Here is a 15,886-nt window from a genome sequence, read left to right on the forward strand (position 1 = left end):
GGTTTTTTATTCCAAATGATAAAAACTCATGGTTTAACAACATAAATAAAAAAGCCAGCAATCTAAATTACTAGCTTCTTACATAATTAATGATCTTACTTCTTTCTAGTGTTGATAGCCTGGTATCAACTTGGTGCAGAACTTAGAAGAAGCCCATTGGTTTCGTTGAATAACTCACCAACAAGTTTTTAGTTTGTTGATAATGATCTAACATCATCTTATGGTTTTCACGGCCAATACCTGACTTTTTATAGCCACCAAATGCAGCGTGAGCAGGGTAGATGTTATAGCAGTTTGTCCAGACACGACCCGCTTCGATCGCACGACCAGCACGATAAGAAATGTGTGCTGAACGTGACCAAACGCCTGCACCTAAACCATACATGGTGTCATTGGCAATTTTGATTGCGTCGTCAAAGTCTTTGAATGTTGTCACAGCAAGCACAGGTCCAAAAATTTCTTCTTGGAAAATTTGCATGCTGTTGTGACCTTTAAAAATAGTCGGATCAACATAGAAACCATCGCCTACTTCTTTACGGCCACTACCGCCAAGTAAGAGTTCTGCACCTTCTTCACGGCCCGTATTAATACAACTTAAGATTTTCTCTTGTTGTTGTAGAGACGCTTGAGCACCAATCATGGTTTCAGTATCAAGTGGGTGACCCGTTTTAATACGTTTTACACGCTCGACAGCCATTTCCAAGAACTGATCAGCAATGCTCTCTTGTACTAAAGCACGAGAAGGGCAAGTACATACTTCACCTTGGTTCAAGGCAAACATTGCAAAACCTTCAAGCGTTTTTTCTAAGAAATCATCTTCTTTGTCCATGATATCTTCAAAGAAAAGATTTGGTGACTTACCGCCAAGTTCTAAGGTTACTGGAATAATATTTTCGGTCGCATATTGCATGACCATTTGCCCAGTTTGGGTTGAACCTGTAAATGCAATTTTGGCAATACGTGGATTTGTGGCTAACGGGCGGCCAACTTCTGCACCGAAACCATTCACAATATTAAGCACACCCGGCGGTAAGATATCTTGGATGAGTTCAGCAACCAGCAAAATTCCTACTGGTGTTTGCTCTGCCGGTTTAATCACAACACAGTTACCCGCAGCTAAAGCAGGAGCAAGCTTCCATGCTGCCATTAAAATAGGGAAGTTCCATGGAATGATTTGACCCACGACACCTAGCGGTTCATGGAAGTGGTAAGCAATCGTATCTTCATCAATTTCAGAGATGCCGCCTTCTTGAGCGCGAATACATCCAGCGAAATAACGGAAATGGTCAATTGCAAGTGGAATGTCTGCTGCTAAAGTTTCACGTACTGCTTTACCGTTATCCCAAGTTTCTGCTACTGCTAACATTTCAAGATTTGCTTCTAAACGATCAGCAATTTTTAAAAGTATATTAGAGCGGACCGTTGGCGAGGCTTTATTCCATGTTGCTTTGGCTTTATGTGCTGCATCTAGAGCGAGTTCGATATCTTCGGCACTAGAGCGTGGAATACGGGTAAAAGCTTTTCCGTCAACAGGAGATACATTGTCAAAATAAGCACCTTTTACAGGTGCAACCCATTCACCGCCAATAAAATTTTCATATTGTGATTTGAATTGAACTTTTGAGCCCGATTGATTTGGATCGATATAGCGCATATAAATATTCCTTTGCTTTTTAGGACTAAAGACTAACAAGAACCCTGTCAGTAGGTACTTTCGTACTTTGTATAATTAGGATATAAAGAAGAAGGTTGGAGAAAGGTTGGAATAGAAATGTGGATATATAAGGAACTTACAAATGTTCACAAAAAAGGATTTATTGCAGCAACGGACGTTGATTGATCAACTGCGTACGCAAAATAGTCTCTCTCCTCAAAATGCTGCCAAACTGGGTCAAAGTATTGCAAGTTCATGGGAACGGTCAGCCTCTGCTGCGATTCCTAAAGAACGCTTTGCGGCCCCATTAGTCGAGAAAAAATCTGCTTCACAAAATGCTTTAGATATGGCCCTAACGCAATGTGCTGATGATTTACGCCATATTGCTGAGCAATCTTCAATGGTGATCGCTGTTGGTGATATTGGAAGTACGATTATTTGGACGGCAACAAGTGCGCAAATGCAAAGTGCTGCTGAGCGTGTTCACTTTGTGCAGGGTGGTCAATGGCGTGAAGAATTTGTCGGCACCAATGCACTGGCTTTGTCTTTAAAAACTCAACAATCAAGCTGTGTTTTTTCCAATGAACACTATATGGAATCGATTCATGATTGGGTGTGCTATGCCGCGCCAATTATCGATCCTTATTCAAAACAAACCCTTGGGGTAGTTGATTTATCGACGACTTGGAAGAACCATAATAGTTTAGGTATTTTGGCGGCTGAACGTTGTGCGTCAATTATTCAATCTGCCTTGCTAGAGCAGCAGCGTCAACAATTAAATATTCGGGCATTTTCGACGCCACAAGTTAAATTTAATGGCAAAAGCTTGTTATTAACACCGCGTCAAATTGAGATTTTAACCATATTGGCCTTATGCCCGCATGGTTTGACTTTAGAGCATCTTTATCAGGCGCTTTATGGCGAACGTAAAGTCAGTATGGGTACGCTTAAAGCTGAAATGTCTCAACTTCGAGATATTTTGGGTGGCTTGCTTGGTTCACGCCCATATCGTTTGCTTGTTCATGTAGAAGCCGATTTCTTGCAAGCTGAACAAGCACTGGATGCGGGATATGCGGCTTCTGCTTTGCAGCTTTACACAGGTGTTTTTCTGGCAAAAACTGAAAGTCCGTTTTTATGTGCATGGCGTGACTGCCTCGAATCACGTCTAAGCGATGCAATTTTTAAAACCCAAGAAACCGATTTATTACTTAAGCATTTGGCTCATTTCCCCGAAGCAATTGATGCGGTAGAACGCCTTATGGAGTTAGTACCGAGCGAACATCCTGCACATCAACTGCTGGTGAAATACCTTGACTCGCCTAAGCTCAGTTAAGTGACTTTTTGATCCAGCCACTGGAATAATTGTTGATAGACTTGTTCCCGTACTGGCTGGGCCGAAAGGACTAAATCATGTAATCCATTGTGAATAGAGACAATGGAGACATCACCTTTGATTTTTTTACCATGTTTTGCAATGTCTTTAACATCTAAAATCACATCACTTTGAGCCGCTTCTGCTCCCCATTTTTTAGGGTTTTTGGTTTGATGAGAATGCATAATCAGTGCGGGAACATTCAGTTTAACCCCGCGATGTATTTCTTTTTGTGCCGTATGAATTGCATGTAGAAAGCTGAGTTGAACAGTAGACGCAGACGTTGGTTTCCAGTCCAGATTAAAGTCCCATTCGCCTTTAAGTTCTTTATGAAGGCTCGCGGTGTACCATTTGTTCAGTTGGCTTGGGAATTTAACTTTTGGCAGATATTTTCCTACTCGGCTGAGCATTGGAATACCAAACTTTTTTTCGACCAAGCTTAAATTAAAGTCGTAAAACGGGCTGTTTGCCCACAGCGCTTTAATAAGAGGGTGGCTTGGGTTATGGGCAGCATAAAGCGTTGCTGTCAGACCGCCAGTTGAATGGCCTGCAAGCAAGACTTGAGTGTGTTGTTCTTTAGTAATAATATCTAATGCTTGAGTAATTTCGGCATCGTATTCACTTAAATCAAGCACATTATAGAAAATTTGATGGGGTAGCTTTGAACGGCCGTATTTTCTTAAATCCAAGGCATAGAAGTCATAACCATGCGCATTGAATTTTTCAGCCATTTCAGTTTGAAAGAAATAATCTAAAAACCCATGAATATAAAGCACAGCTTTTTGAGTAGATTGAGCGGCCTTCTTACGAACTAGAGTTGCTACAACTTTACCTTCATAATCATCGGGAAAGTTGAGTGTGAGCTGTTCGTAGCCAGTTCCTAAAATATCTGGGGCATATGTTTGAGTAGCTGAGGATGTATTCATTTTTATCGAGCTATTGTAATTAAGACATGCTGAGTATCCTTCAATGAAATGGGCGAATTGTCAATCAGGTTTAGAGGTTGGTTTGGAATAGAGGTTTTAAAAAAAGGGGAATACCGCTGGAGCTAAGTATTCCCCAAAAAGTAAGTCAATGGTCGGAGGGGTTTGACTTACTAGAGGGACATGCCATTTACATCAGTATTAAAGTGCTGCTTTAAAAATCTCCACAACTTGCGCATGATTTGCTTTACGTGGGTTGGTCAGCATACATGCATCTTTTTGAGCGTTATCGGCCATGACTGTAAGATCTTCAGTTTTCACGCCTAACTCTGTTAAACCAGATGGAATGCCGATGGATGAAGACAGTTTGCGGATGGCATCAATTGCAGCATACGCAGCTTCCATCACAGTTAGCCCATGAGTTTTTACGCCCATTAACTCAGCGATTTTTGCGTAGCGATCTGGGCAGGCAATCAGGTTAAATTCACATACGTGTGGTAATAAAATTGCATTACATACGCCGTGAGGTAGGTTATAGAAACCGCCCAATTGATGCGCCATCGCGTGAACATAACCTAAAGATGCATTGTTAAATGCCATGCCAGCTAAGTACTGTGCATAGCTCATGGCATCACGAGCTTCGATATTTTCACCATTTGCGACAGCAGGTTGTAGCCACTGACTAATCATGGTAATCGCTTTTTCTGCACAAGCATCGGTAATTGGGTTAGCCGCCGTAGAAACGTACGCTTCAACAGCATGAGTTAAAGCATCCATACCCGTTGCAGCTGTTAAACCAGCAGGTTTCGCAATCATGAGTTTCGGATCATCAATTGCAATAAGTGGAGTACAACGCCAGTCAACAATTGCCATTTTTACGTGAGTGTCTGTATTGGTAATAATACAGAAGCGAGTCATTTCAGATGCAGTACCAGCTGTGGTATTGATTGCAATCAGCGGCGTCATTGGTACTTTGCTTTTATCAATACCTTCGTAATCACGAATATGACCACCGCCAGCAGTTACTAATCCAATTCCTTTCGCACAGTCATGAGAAGAACCACCACCTAGCGAGACAATAAAGTCACAGCCATTGTCGTTATAGGCATTTACACCATTATGAACATTGACGTCTGTTGGGTTTGGTTCAGCACCCGGGAATATATGGCTAGCAACGCCTGATTCAGTTAAATAGTTTGCAATAAGATCTGCGACACCAAATTTAAATAAGCCTTCATCGGTCACAATTAATGCTTTTTTTGCGCCGAGGTTTTGTGCCTTTGTACCAATTTCTTTGGCACATCCTGGTCCAAAGAGTGATACACAGGGAATATAAAAACCGTTTGTTTGATCTGCAATATTTTTAAAAGCCATGGAGTGATTCCTTCTTCCATAAATCCATTGTTTGTTATTACAGGTGAGCCTCACCATGGCCTTAGTATTGAGATCTGAAGATCATTTTCCTACCTACCAAAAACCTACCAAATATTATTTTGCTATTAATTATTGATTTATATTGGTTTTATAGAAATTTTTTCACATTCATTTAATTTTTTCGGGAAAATCGTTAAGCTATGGGCTGTTGAAGATGTACTTACGAGATTATGAAACAGGAAACTGCGCTTAAACTGCTTAAAGCAGGGGAAAATGTCTTTTTAACCGGCTCGGCTGGTGCAGGGAAAACTTATACACTCAATCAGTACATTCAATACTTAAAAGCACGTAAAGTGCCTGTGGCTATTACGGCGTCTACAGGTATTGCTGCAACACATATGAACGGTATGACCATTCATACATGGGCAGGCATCGGCATTAAAGATCAGTTAACTGATGATGACCTAAAACGTATGAAAGAGCGTAAATATCTCAAGGAACACCTTGAAAATGCGCAAGTTCTCGTCATCGATGAAATCTCGATGTTGCATGCAAAACAGCTTAATCTTGTGAATCAGGTTTTAAAATATTTTAAAGAAAGCGATGAAGCTTTTGGTGGTATTCAAGTCATTGTGGCCGGAGATTTCTTTCAGTTACCGCCAGTTGGACGTAATAGTGAAGCCAACCGTGACAAGTTCTGTTTTATGTCGGATGCATGGGTCGAAGCCAAATTTCGCGTATGTTATTTAACAGAACAACACCGTCAGGATGATGAAATTCTTAACCAGATTTTAAATGCCATTCGTGCGCAAAATATTCAATCAGATCACCTACACGCACTGCGTCAATCACGTTCACATGATATTGGTGAAACCTTTACCCGTCTTTATACGCACAATATGGATGTTGACAATATCAATTGTCAGCACTTAAATGAAATTGATAATGAAGGGCATCAATTCAATGCGGTTTTAGATGGTAATGAAAAACTGGTAGAAACATTAAAATCTTCAGTTCGTGCACCAGAAGAACTTACCTTAAAGAAACATGCAAAAGTCATGTTTGTAAAAAACAACTTTGATATGGGATATATCAACGGGAGTTTAGGTGAAGTCATTGGTTTTGAAGAAGATGATGAAAATGGTTTGCTACCAAAGGTAAAACTAACCGATGGCACGACATTGCTTGTTGCGCCTGAAACTTGGTCAGTTGAAAACGATGCAGGCAAAGTAATTGCTAGTTTTCAGCAAATTCCACTTCGTTTGGCATGGGCAATTACCATTCATAAAAGCCAAGGGATGACCTTAGAAGCTGCTGAAATTAACCTCATGAACACCTTTGAAAAAGGTCAGGGCTATGTGGCATTGTCGCGTTTAAAATCTTTGACCGGTTTAAAATTATTAGGTATTAACGAGCAAGCTTTAGAGTTAGACAGTTTGGCTGTAAAAGCCGATCGCCGTTTTCAAGAGCTTTCTAAAGAAGCGGAAGTTAATTTTGCTGATGTAGATTTAACGCCGCAACACAAAGCCTTTATTCGTCACTGTGGCGGAACCTTAAATGAAACAGAAATTTCTCGTAATGAGAAAAAACTCTCAAAAGGTGCGAAACAAAATTACGCCTCGGCAACGTTAGATGAAACACGTGCCTTGTTTGAAGAAGGCTATGAAATTGAAGATATCGCCCATGAACGTGGCCTTACCCCAGCAACCATCATTAATCATTTGGCCCGACTTCATAAAGAGCAAAAACTGGATATTTCTGTTGCTCATCCTGGTGAAGAAGTGGTCGAAGAAATCCGTAAAATTTATAAAAAACTGAAAAAGCGACAAAATCCAGATCATTTTTCTGATGACGGTTCGATCAAACTAAGACCAATCGTTGAAGCAACCAGTCCTCGAATGGGATATGATCAAGTTCGATTAGCTTTATTATTTATTGAGTAAAGTTTAATTAATTTAATTACTTATTACATAAACTGAGGTGGCTATGCCGCACGTTGTAGTTGATTATTCAGATAACTTAACTGGATTAAATGCAAAACAATTACTTGAAGAAATTAATACCACGCTCATTGAAACAGAGTTATTTAGCCCAGAAGATATCAAAAGCCGTGCGCGTAAAGATGAAGTTTTCCTAATCGGTTTAGGAGCTGACCAAGCCTATATTCATGTGAAAGCCTACATTTTGTCAGGAAGAAATGCAGAGCAAAAACAGCTGATGGGTGATCAGTTATTAACGGCACTCAGTAATAAAAATTATCTAGAACAAGGGTTTAATAAAGAAATTCAATTGTGTGTTGAACTCATTGATATGCCGAGAGAAGATTACTTCAAGCAAGTTATATAATCTTAAAAAACGCAATTTCGATCAAGAATAGAGATCAGCACTATGTAAAAGTAGTGCTATCGAATGAACAGACATAAATGTATGGCTGTATATACCCAAAAGCTGCAACTGGTTTGCGATTATATTCAAAGACATTTAGATGAAGATTTAGATGTCGATCGACTGAGCCAGATTGCAGCCTTATCTAAGTTTCATTTTCATCGTATTTTTGCCATTCATATTGGTTCAAATGTGATGAAGTTTATTCAGCTTTCTCGTTTAAAACGAGCCTCTTTTCAAATGGCTTTTGAACCCGATCTCAAGATTATTGATATTGCATGGCAAGCAGGGTTTGATAGTCCAGAGGCATTTACTCGTGCATTTAAGCGCTCATTTGATCAAACTCCTCGCGCTTTTAGAGATAAACCAGACTGGGAATCTTGGCACCAGACGTTTGTTTTTATACTTCCGAAAAGTGAGCTAAAAATGAATGTAAATATTGTTGAGCGACCTGCTGAAAAGATTGCCTATCTGTCCCATTTAGGAAGTCCAGATAAAGTTTTTGAAACTGCTGCACGTTTTATTGCTTGGCGTAAAGAAACAGGGTTATCACCTGTGATGAAGTCTAGAACTTATGGTATTCCGTTTGCTGACCCTGAACAGACACCGTCTGATGAGTTTCGGTTTGATATCGCGGGTTCAATTGAAAAAATTGTGCCTGAAAATAGTTACGGCGTACAAACAGGAGAAATTCCTGCCGGTTGTTATGCGACCATAAGACATTTGGGTAGCCATGACCAGATCAAAGAAAGTGTGTATTACATTTTTAAAAACTGGTTACCTGAGCAACCCGAAGAAGCAGGGGATTATCCAGTCTTCTTTCACTATCATAACTTTGTGCATGATGTGAAAGAATGTGATCTTATTACAGATATTTATTTACTTTTAAGATAATTCTTTACCATGGAAGGCATAACTTGCGGTTATGCCTTTAAACCTAACAGCTTTATATTTGCATATTGCTCAATCAGGTTGGCATCTAACATATGGATATAATCCATAAAAATGTTACTAAAACTTCCCATAGTTTGTGCCTGATTCGCTGCAAGTTTACCCGCAATTGCAAAATGCACATGGGCTGAAAGTGCTGCAATGGTTGGAGCCGTTACTGCACTATATGCAGCGATTAATGCGCCCAAAGCACAGCCAGTTGCTGTAATTTTAGGTTGTAAGGGGCTACCGCCGTTAATTTGAATAACGACATCTAGTTCTTTAGATAAAATGTAATCTGACTCGCCTGAAATTGCGATACAGTCTGTATGTACTAATAACGCGTAGGCCTGTCGATAGGCATCATCACTACTTAGGGTGCTATCTACACCTTTAGATTGAACTTGATTGCCTGCAAGCGTACTGATTTCTGAAGCGTTACCACGAATTACGCTAGGCTTAAACTGTAAAAGTTCATCTGTCATTTGACTGCGCCAAGCTAAAATTGGTCCATAGCCCACCGGATCAAGCACCCATGGAATATCATTTAGCTGCGCTGTTTTAGCTGAGATCTGCATGGCTTGCATTTGCTCGGTGGTGGGCGTACCTAAATTAATACTTAAAGCTGATGAAATTTTTGTAAAACTTTCTGCTTCATAGGGATTATCAATCATCGCAGGTGACGCACCAGAGGCTAGTAATATATTGGCCGTATAGTTAGCCGCAACGCTATTGGTAATACATTGTACAAGAGGTGTTCTTGCCTGCATGTTCTGCCAAGCTTCAATGACCTGTTCAATCAATCTAGATGTTGATGTCATATTATTATCCCTATTAAGCCAAAGTGATTATAAATTTAGTGGGTAAAATAGTGATCTTGATGCTTACATTTTTGGCAAATCAATGAAACATAATCTGCTGCATCATAGTCAACGCTTAAGTCATTTGAACCACAATACATACAACGTTTGACAGAATAAAAATTTAAACGTGGTTCAATTTTTCGCCATGCTTTCCATACAGGCTGTACAAATATTTGTTCGTCATAACCTAAGAAACGGTTAAGCAGAATGTAGCTCATTTTACTATAGGGAATATTGTGCGGACGAGGCAGCATTGACGTTTCCCACTTTTCGGTCACGGCTCTTTCGCGATATTGTTCTAAAGTCTTCTTTAATAGATTCGTGTTAATAAATTTATCATTGCGAGTTTGCAAGGCTTTTTGCTTATAAAGATATTCAAGCGCGGTTTGTACAAGATAATAAATTTGTCCAATTGCCAATGAATCCATTAAACGATAACAAAAGCTTTGAAAATTTGAATTTCCAGCAATCTGGATGCCCCAAGTTCGACAATAGAATTGCATAAACTGAATAATTTCTTGATAGAGTACCTGAAAAAGTACGTCTTTAACTTCATCTGCACTACGAAAAGGAATACCAAAGCTTAAATTTTCATAAAACCAATTACGTAACTGTTGAGCCACACTAAATAAACTTGGATCGCTGTAGCCATCTAAACGAATATTTAAGTGAAAACATTGTGGGTCATCAGTTTGGTCATTTGCATTCAAAATGCCATCTTTATGCAACTGTTTAATTAAATAGTTCTGAAACATCCAGTTAGGCGTGATGTGATGGTATTTAATCTTATCCCAATGAATATATTCATCATGAGCGATGTCTTCGCGGGCATATTCGTCTAAAAGACTTAGCAAGAAAAGTTTATGTAAAAAGCTGAGTTGTTCTAGACTGCGTTGTGGCTGCTCTTTTGATTTAAATTGGCGTTGTTCTTGTAAGCGTGTTTGTTGTAAAAGCTTTTTCCGTTGTTTGGTACACGTTTCACAGTGGCAAGTCATCCTTTCATCTTTAAATATGCGGTGCTGACAATGACTGCATTCATGAAATTGAATGTCTTGTTCAAATTGCTCGGCATCTACCCAGTACATTGAAGCTTGGCAGAGAGGACAATGGCTACTTTCATCCAGTTGTTTCTGTAGAATTTGTAAGGCCATTTTGCTCCGAACATAAAATAAAAATGATGAGGCTATTATACACAGCCGCACTGTAGATGGCTGAGATTGCTAGTTTCGTTTGTTATTAAAATAAAAAGACCTAAAATTTATGTAGAGATTTTAGGTCTTTATTGAGAGTTAAATAGTTAATTAAACAGGGCACGGCAAGTTCTCATCGTTCTGTCCAAGTTTTTTGGCATTAATAAGTGCCTGCACTTTTTTACTTGGTAATTTTACTTTGCCTAGTGCATCGTAGGTATTCACAATGGTTGTAACCTCCTGAGTCGTCATAGAAATACCTTCCGCAGATAAGAACACGGCAATCACATGGTGATCGAGTCCTGCTGAAGATAGATCATGAATAGCTTTAATATTTTCTAAACGATGAAAATGTGCTTTTAATTCCATGTTGACACCTCTTGCTCTTATTGAAATACCCATATTGGTCTAGTTGATTAGGCAAGAACCATGCCCAAAATGTAAGCTGACTCTAAAAAATGTTAAAAGCTAAAGGTGTTTTATTTTTATTGTATAGATTGCTTATATAAACAACGATTATCGTAAATTTGGTCTAATCTGTGCTAATAAAACAAGATTCTAATTTGAAATGTATAAATGAAGTCCCATTAATTTCATAAAGGTAATTAAATACAGTATGTATGACTTGGCGTATGATATTTCATGGCGACTCATACTACCGTTTAGACGAGTATATAAGGAATAAAGATGAATATTGCGGCGCAGCCTCCAGTTCAGGCAGATCAAACAGTTTATTTAAAAGATTATCAAAAACCTGCCTTCTTGGTTGAATCAATTAATCTAGATATTCAAGTATATGATGACAAAACAGTTGTTGATTCAACACTGGTCATGAAGCGCCAAACTGAGGGTGATCTGGTTTTGCTAGGCCGTGATCTTGAGCTGCAATCTGTTCAGCTAAATGGTCAAATTCTTACTTCTGCACAATATTCACTCGATAGTGAGCAACTGGTGATCACTGATGCACCAGATGAAGTCATTTTACAAATACAAGTCATTATTCATCCTGAAACGAATACTCAATTAGAAGGCTTATATAAAGCAGATGACTTGTTTGTGACACAGAACGAACCTGAAGGTTTCCGCAAAATCACATTCTATCCAGACCGTCCAGACGTACTTTCTGTATTTACTACACGTGTAGAAGCAGACAAAAAATATCCAGTGTTACTTGCCAATGGTAATTTGCTTGAAACGGGTGAGGTAGGTGAAAACCGCCACTTTGCAATCTGGCAAGACCCAACCAAAAAGCCAAGCTATTTGTTCGCTTGTGTCATTGGTGATTTAGCAGTTCTTAAAGATCGCTATACGACTTCTGAAGGGCGCGATGTTGCTTTAGAAATTTATGCAATTGAGAAAGACATTCCAAAATGCCATATCGCAATGGAAGCATTAAAGCATTCTATGCGTTGGGATGAAGAACACTATGGCCGCGCCTACGACCTCGACAACTATATGATTGTTGCGGTAAGTCAGTTCAACATGGGCGCAATGGAAAATAAAGGTTTAAATATCTTTAATACTTCATGTGTGCTTGCTGATGAAGAATACACAACTGACGCTGCAATTATGCGTGTACAGTCTGTGATTGCCCATGAATATTTCCATAACTGGACAGGGAACCGTATTACTTGCCGTGACTGGTTCCAGCTCTGCTTAAAAGAAGGTTTAACCGTATTCCGTGATCAGTCTTTCTCTGAAGATTTACAATCTGCTGCTGTTCAACGTATTGATGATGTAGCTGTGCTTAAATCACATCAGTTCCCTGAAGATGCAGGTCCATTATCGCACCCACCACGTCCAGATCACTTTGTCGAAATTAATAACTTCTATACAGCTACTGTTTATGAAAAAGGTGCGGAAATTAACCGCATGATGTCGACCTTGTTAGGTAAAGAAAAATACCGTCAGGGAACCGATGAATATTTCCGCCGTCATGATGGACAAGCCGTGACTGTAGAAGATTGGGTTGCCGCGTTAACTGCTGGCTCAGGTGTCGATTTATCTGCATTCTTAACTTGGTATAACCAGCCTGGAACACCAAAGCTTGTAGCAAAAGGTGAATATGATGCAGTCGCTCAAACGTATCGTTTAAGCTTTAAACAGAGTTTAAAAGCGCATCCTAAATATCCAAATTTAAAAGCTGTGCCAATTCCTGTGGCATTGGCACTGTTTAATGCAAAAACAGGCGAGCAATATACATTGCATAGTGAAAGCTTGTTTGTAAACGATGTTAAAGATGGCGTGTATTTGTTTGACCAAGATGAGGCAATCATTGAGTTTACAGGTGTGACTGATCAACCAGTTGTTTCGCTACTCCGTAATTTCTCTGCACCCGTAAATCTTGTATTTAATTATACTGATGACGAGTTAGCTTTCTTAATTCAGCACGAAACAAACGGCTTTAACCAATGGCAAGCAACGCAAACTTTGCTTGAACGTATTTTGCTAGACGACCATTCTGCTGATGCATACATTCAGGCAATTCAACGTACTTTGCCTGAGTTAGTCGGTCGCGACCCGCTATTGGCATCGCGTTTGTTTGATGTACCAAGCGAAGGTTATTTGGGTAGTCGTATCGATCAGAACTATGCACCAGCTGATATTCATGTAAAACGTGAAGCATTGCTCAATCGTTTAGCACAAGAGTTGGGTTCATTCTGGAAAGATACTTACCTTACACTTGACCCAGATCTGCAAAAAGAATTTTCTTTGGCAATGGGTGTGCGTGCGTTAAAGAACATTATGCTGATGATGATGGCTCGTCAGGGGGATCAAACTGCATTTGAACTCGCACATGTGCAATATCAGAACACAGGTAATATGTCTGAACGATTAGGTGCGCTACGTGTACTTGTTTGGCAAAATGCACCTCAAGCTCAAGATGCGCTTGCTGATTTTTATGACCGTTTTAAAGATGAAGCTTTATCTTTAGATCAGTGGTTTATGATTCAGGCAGCAAACCCAAATGCGACAACAGAAACAATTGAGTATTTAACTCAACATCCGGACTATGATTTAACAACGCCAAACCGTATTCGTGCGGTGAGTGGAGGGTTGTCAAATAACCCTGAAAACACGTGGGGTTTTGGTGTAGCTCACTTCATTAATCTTGCACAATATCTTGATGAAAAGAATCCGATTTTAGGGTCTCGTTTACTACAGGTATTATCTCGTTGGTATACATTGGCAGAACCTCAGCGGACTCAAGTGCAACAGGCTTTGCAAGCATTACAGCCTAAAGTGAAGTCGAAAAACGTCTCTGAAACTTTAAATAGTATGTTGAGCATTTAATTAGGTTTAAATATAAAAATAAAGGTCTCGTAAGAGGCCTTTATTTTTATATATCTCTATAAAGATTTATAGCTTCAAAGAAATAATTGTCCTTATAGATGGTTCATCTCTAACGCTGCTGCTCATCATTTTATTTTTACTTAATTTATAATCTTTAATAGCTTATTTTAAATATATCTTTAAATGAGATGGGTAAAATTAAAAATTAGGTAGAATGACAATATAAAAAATAACTAATAAAATTTATAATTAGCCTTACTTTTATAAAATTAGCTAAATTTTTGACATATTTACTTAAATTTTACTTAATAAATTTTGTAAAGGGTTTATTTAAGTTATTAAAATCAAATGATTGGATTTTTTTAATGTTGGTTTTTGTAGTCATGAGGTTAATTTGAGTAATTATATTCTATTAATTGGAAATTAAAATAATAATAAGATCATACATTTTCATTGTTTTTATGTATGATGTTTAAAAATAGGGTAAAAAATAAACTTTAAAAGGAGCAGTCAAATAAAAATGATTGTAAGAATAAGTACCAAATTTTTATATCTATTAATTTTAACAATTTAATTTAAAAGGTTTTGACTATGAAAAAGATTTTTTTTCATTTATCAGTAATTGCTGTAGGACTATTTTCTCTCAATACAGCAAATGCTGCGACAGCAACAGGTACATTAACTGTTAGAGCTACAGTAACCAATAGTTGTGTCCTCAATACTTCCGCAACAGGCACCACGACAAATGCTGTTCTAGACTTTGGTACTTTAAGTTCTATTGCGAGTAATGTGGATGCTGATACGACAACGACTGGCGGCACACCAATCACAGTGTTATGTAATAACACTGTGCCATGGGCATTGTCATTCGATGGCGGCCAAAATGTTCTATCGACTCAACGTCGTATGATTGGCGGTGCGACAACTACTGAATATATTCCCTATAACCTTTTTTCTGACACAGGTCGTTCAACAGCGATTGGCATCGCAACGACAGCTTATAGTGGAACGGGTACAGGTAACGTTCAGACCGTGAATGTTTATGGCCGTATTCCTGCTGGGACGACTTTACCAAGTGCCGGTAGTTATGTTGATACCGTTACAGTGACAGTAACTTATTAATTTTTATAAAGTAAATATGTTGTTAGCCCTTTTTGAAGGGCTAATATATTAAAAATAGAAATTCGAGTAAAACATGAGAAAAAATATCTTTATTATTACAGGCTTAGTCTTGTCTTTATCTAGCACGGTTGATGCAGCTACAATTCGCCTTTCACCTGTAACTGTGGAACTTTTAAGTAATCAAAATGCATCTTCTTTAAGTCTTTATAATCAATCGAGTGAAAGTACTGATTTACAGGTACGTGTATTTGAATGGAATCAAAAGAATGGACAAGACCAACTCATACCTACCGATGAGATTGCTGTCAGCCCGCCATTTTTAAAATTAAAGCCTAATGATTCTTATAATCTACGTGTAGTCAGAATTAACCCTAAACCTGTTTCTGGCGAAAAAACCTACCGTATTATTATTGATGAGTTACCTAAGCCTGTAGATAGCCGTAAAGCTGATCAAGGTATAAATGTATTGCTACGTTCGTCATTACCTGTGTTTGTGGTGAATAAGGATGCAATAACCAAATTAAGTTGGAAAATTGATGCAAATCAAAAAGCACCATCTTTAAATATGAGTAATATCGGAAATCGACATGCACTTTTAAATAATTTAACGCTTGTAGATGCAACAGCAAATAAAAGTTATCCCATTCAAGTAAATACAATAAATGGTTATATTCTTGCGGAACAGACACGCAGCTACACTATTAATAATTTTACATATCAGCCAAATCATAAATACAGTGTTTCTCTAACAGTGAATGGTAAGAAAATCACACTTTAAG

General features: G+C 38.6%; 13 protein-coding genes. 7 read left to right on the plus strand and 6 right to left on the minus strand.

Annotated elements, in window-relative coordinates; all coding sequences use genetic code 11:
• Positions 1–142: 142 nt before the first annotated feature.
• Positions 143–1,654 carry an aldehyde dehydrogenase family protein gene (locus tag AC2117_RS06795; protein WP_133972850.1) on the minus strand — a complete coding sequence of 504 codons (1,512 nt, stop codon included), beginning with the start codon at positions 1,652–1,654 and terminating at the stop codon, positions 143–145.
• A gap of 142 nt (positions 1,655–1,796) precedes the next feature.
• On the opposite strand from AC2117_RS06795, the gene AC2117_RS06800 reads away from it, so the two are divergent.
• Positions 1,797–2,987, plus strand: a complete 1,191-nt coding sequence (locus AC2117_RS06800) for a helix-turn-helix domain-containing protein (RefSeq protein WP_133972852.1) — start codon at positions 1,797–1,799, stop codon at positions 2,985–2,987.
• Here AC2117_RS06800 and AC2117_RS06805 read toward each other — a convergent pair.
• Both AC2117_RS06805 and mdh read right to left on the minus strand, forming a co-directional pair.
• The gene (locus AC2117_RS06805; protein WP_133972854.1) at positions 2,984–3,952 is read right to left on the minus strand and encodes an alpha/beta hydrolase; all 969 of its coding nucleotides are present in this window, start codon (positions 3,950–3,952) and stop codon (positions 2,984–2,986) included. The genes AC2117_RS06800 and AC2117_RS06805 overlap by 4 nt on opposite strands.
• A gap of 198 nt (positions 3,953–4,150) precedes the next feature.
• On the minus strand, positions 4,151–5,323 hold the full coding sequence (gene mdh / locus AC2117_RS06810; RefSeq protein ID WP_133972856.1) for an iron-dependent methanol dehydrogenase: 1,173 nt from the start codon (positions 5,321–5,323) through the stop codon (positions 4,151–4,153).
• Positions 5,324–5,553: 230 nt separating this feature from the next.
• On the opposite strand from mdh, the gene AC2117_RS06815 reads away from it, so the two are divergent.
• The 3 genes from AC2117_RS06815 to AC2117_RS06825 all read left to right on the plus strand — a co-directional run bounded on the left by AC2117_RS06815 (position 5,554) and on the right by AC2117_RS06825 (position 8,602).
• On the plus strand, positions 5,554–7,266 hold the full coding sequence (locus AC2117_RS06815; protein ID WP_133972858.1) for an AAA family ATPase: 1,713 nt from the start codon (positions 5,554–5,556) through the stop codon (positions 7,264–7,266).
• 43 nt (positions 7,267–7,309) lie between these two features.
• On the plus strand, positions 7,310–7,669 hold the full coding sequence (locus tag AC2117_RS06820; RefSeq protein WP_197730999.1) for a 5-carboxymethyl-2-hydroxymuconate Delta-isomerase: 360 nt from the start codon (positions 7,310–7,312) through the stop codon (positions 7,667–7,669).
• Positions 7,670–7,750: 81 nt separating this feature from the next.
• Positions 7,751–8,602 (plus strand): AraC family transcriptional regulator, encoded by an 852-nt coding sequence (locus AC2117_RS06825; RefSeq protein ID WP_133976240.1) that lies wholly within the window; start codon positions 7,751–7,753, stop codon positions 8,600–8,602.
• A gap of 29 nt (positions 8,603–8,631) precedes the next feature.
• Here AC2117_RS06825 and thiM read toward each other — a convergent pair whose 3' ends face one another.
• The 3 genes from thiM to AC2117_RS06840 form a co-directional block, all read right to left on the minus strand.
• Entirely contained in the window at positions 8,632–9,459 is an 828-nt protein-coding gene (thiM, locus tag AC2117_RS06830) for a hydroxyethylthiazole kinase (protein ID WP_133972863.1), read from the minus strand.
• A gap of 35 nt (positions 9,460–9,494) precedes the next feature.
• Complete coding sequence (locus tag AC2117_RS06835) at positions 9,495–10,652, minus strand: hypothetical protein (RefSeq protein ID WP_197731000.1); 1,158 nt, start codon at positions 10,650–10,652, stop codon at positions 9,495–9,497.
• Positions 10,653–10,802: 150 nt separating this feature from the next.
• Positions 10,803–11,060, minus strand: coding sequence for a hypothetical protein (locus AC2117_RS06840; RefSeq protein ID WP_042896973.1), 258 nt, complete (start codon positions 11,058–11,060; stop codon positions 10,803–10,805).
• A gap of 318 nt (positions 11,061–11,378) precedes the next feature.
• On the opposite strand from AC2117_RS06840, the gene pepN reads away from it, so the two are divergent.
• From pepN to AC2117_RS06855, 3 genes are all read left to right on the plus strand, one after another.
• Complete coding sequence (gene pepN / locus AC2117_RS06845; protein WP_133972865.1) at positions 11,379–13,985, plus strand: aminopeptidase N; 2,607 nt, start codon at positions 11,379–11,381, stop codon at positions 13,983–13,985.
• Between the two features lie 585 nt (positions 13,986–14,570).
• Positions 14,571–15,107, plus strand: coding sequence for a spore coat U domain-containing protein (locus AC2117_RS06850; RefSeq protein WP_197731001.1), 537 nt, complete (start codon positions 14,571–14,573; stop codon positions 15,105–15,107).
• 73 nt (positions 15,108–15,180) lie between these two features.
• Entirely contained in the window at positions 15,181–15,885 is a 705-nt protein-coding gene (locus AC2117_RS06855; protein ID WP_133972870.1) for a molecular chaperone, read from the plus strand.
• Position 15,886 lies beyond the last annotated feature (1 nt).

Origin of the sequence: Acinetobacter calcoaceticus, assembly GCF_900520355.1 — a bacterium.
In the GTDB taxonomy this organism is placed as follows: Bacteria; Pseudomonadota; Gammaproteobacteria; order Pseudomonadales; family Moraxellaceae; genus Acinetobacter; species Acinetobacter calcoaceticus_C.

Bases quoted from the DNA above. Each gene is read 5' to 3' on its own strand.
- AC2117_RS06795 (WP_133972850.1), bottom strand. From the start codon at position 1,654: ATGCGCTATATCGATCCAAATCAATCGGGCTCAAAAGTTCAATTCAAA.
- AC2117_RS06800 (WP_133972852.1), top strand. From the start codon at position 1,797: ATGTTCACAAAAAAGGATTTATTGCAGCAACGGACGTTGATTGATCAA.
- AC2117_RS06805 (WP_133972854.1), bottom strand. From the start codon at position 3,952: ATGAATACATCCTCAGCTACTCAAACATATGCCCCAGATATTTTAGGA.
- mdh (WP_133972856.1), bottom strand. From the start codon at position 5,323: ATGGCTTTTAAAAATATTGCAGATCAAACAAACGGTTTTTATATTCCC.
- AC2117_RS06815 (WP_133972858.1), top strand. From the start codon at position 5,554: ATGAAACAGGAAACTGCGCTTAAACTGCTTAAAGCAGGGGAAAATGTC.
- AC2117_RS06820 (WP_197730999.1), top strand. From the start codon at position 7,310: ATGCCGCACGTTGTAGTTGATTATTCAGATAACTTAACTGGATTAAAT.
- AC2117_RS06825 (WP_133976240.1), top strand. From the start codon at position 7,751: ATGGCTGTATATACCCAAAAGCTGCAACTGGTTTGCGATTATATTCAA.
- thiM (WP_133972863.1), bottom strand. From the start codon at position 9,459: ATGACATCAACATCTAGATTGATTGAACAGGTCATTGAAGCTTGGCAG.
- AC2117_RS06835 (WP_197731000.1), bottom strand. From the start codon at position 10,652: ATGGCCTTACAAATTCTACAGAAACAACTGGATGAAAGTAGCCATTGT.
- AC2117_RS06840 (WP_042896973.1), bottom strand. From the start codon at position 11,060: ATGGAATTAAAAGCACATTTTCATCGTTTAGAAAATATTAAAGCTATT.
- pepN (WP_133972865.1), top strand. From the start codon at position 11,379: ATGAATATTGCGGCGCAGCCTCCAGTTCAGGCAGATCAAACAGTTTAT.
- AC2117_RS06855 (WP_133972870.1), top strand. From the start codon at position 15,181: ATGAGAAAAAATATCTTTATTATTACAGGCTTAGTCTTGTCTTTATCT.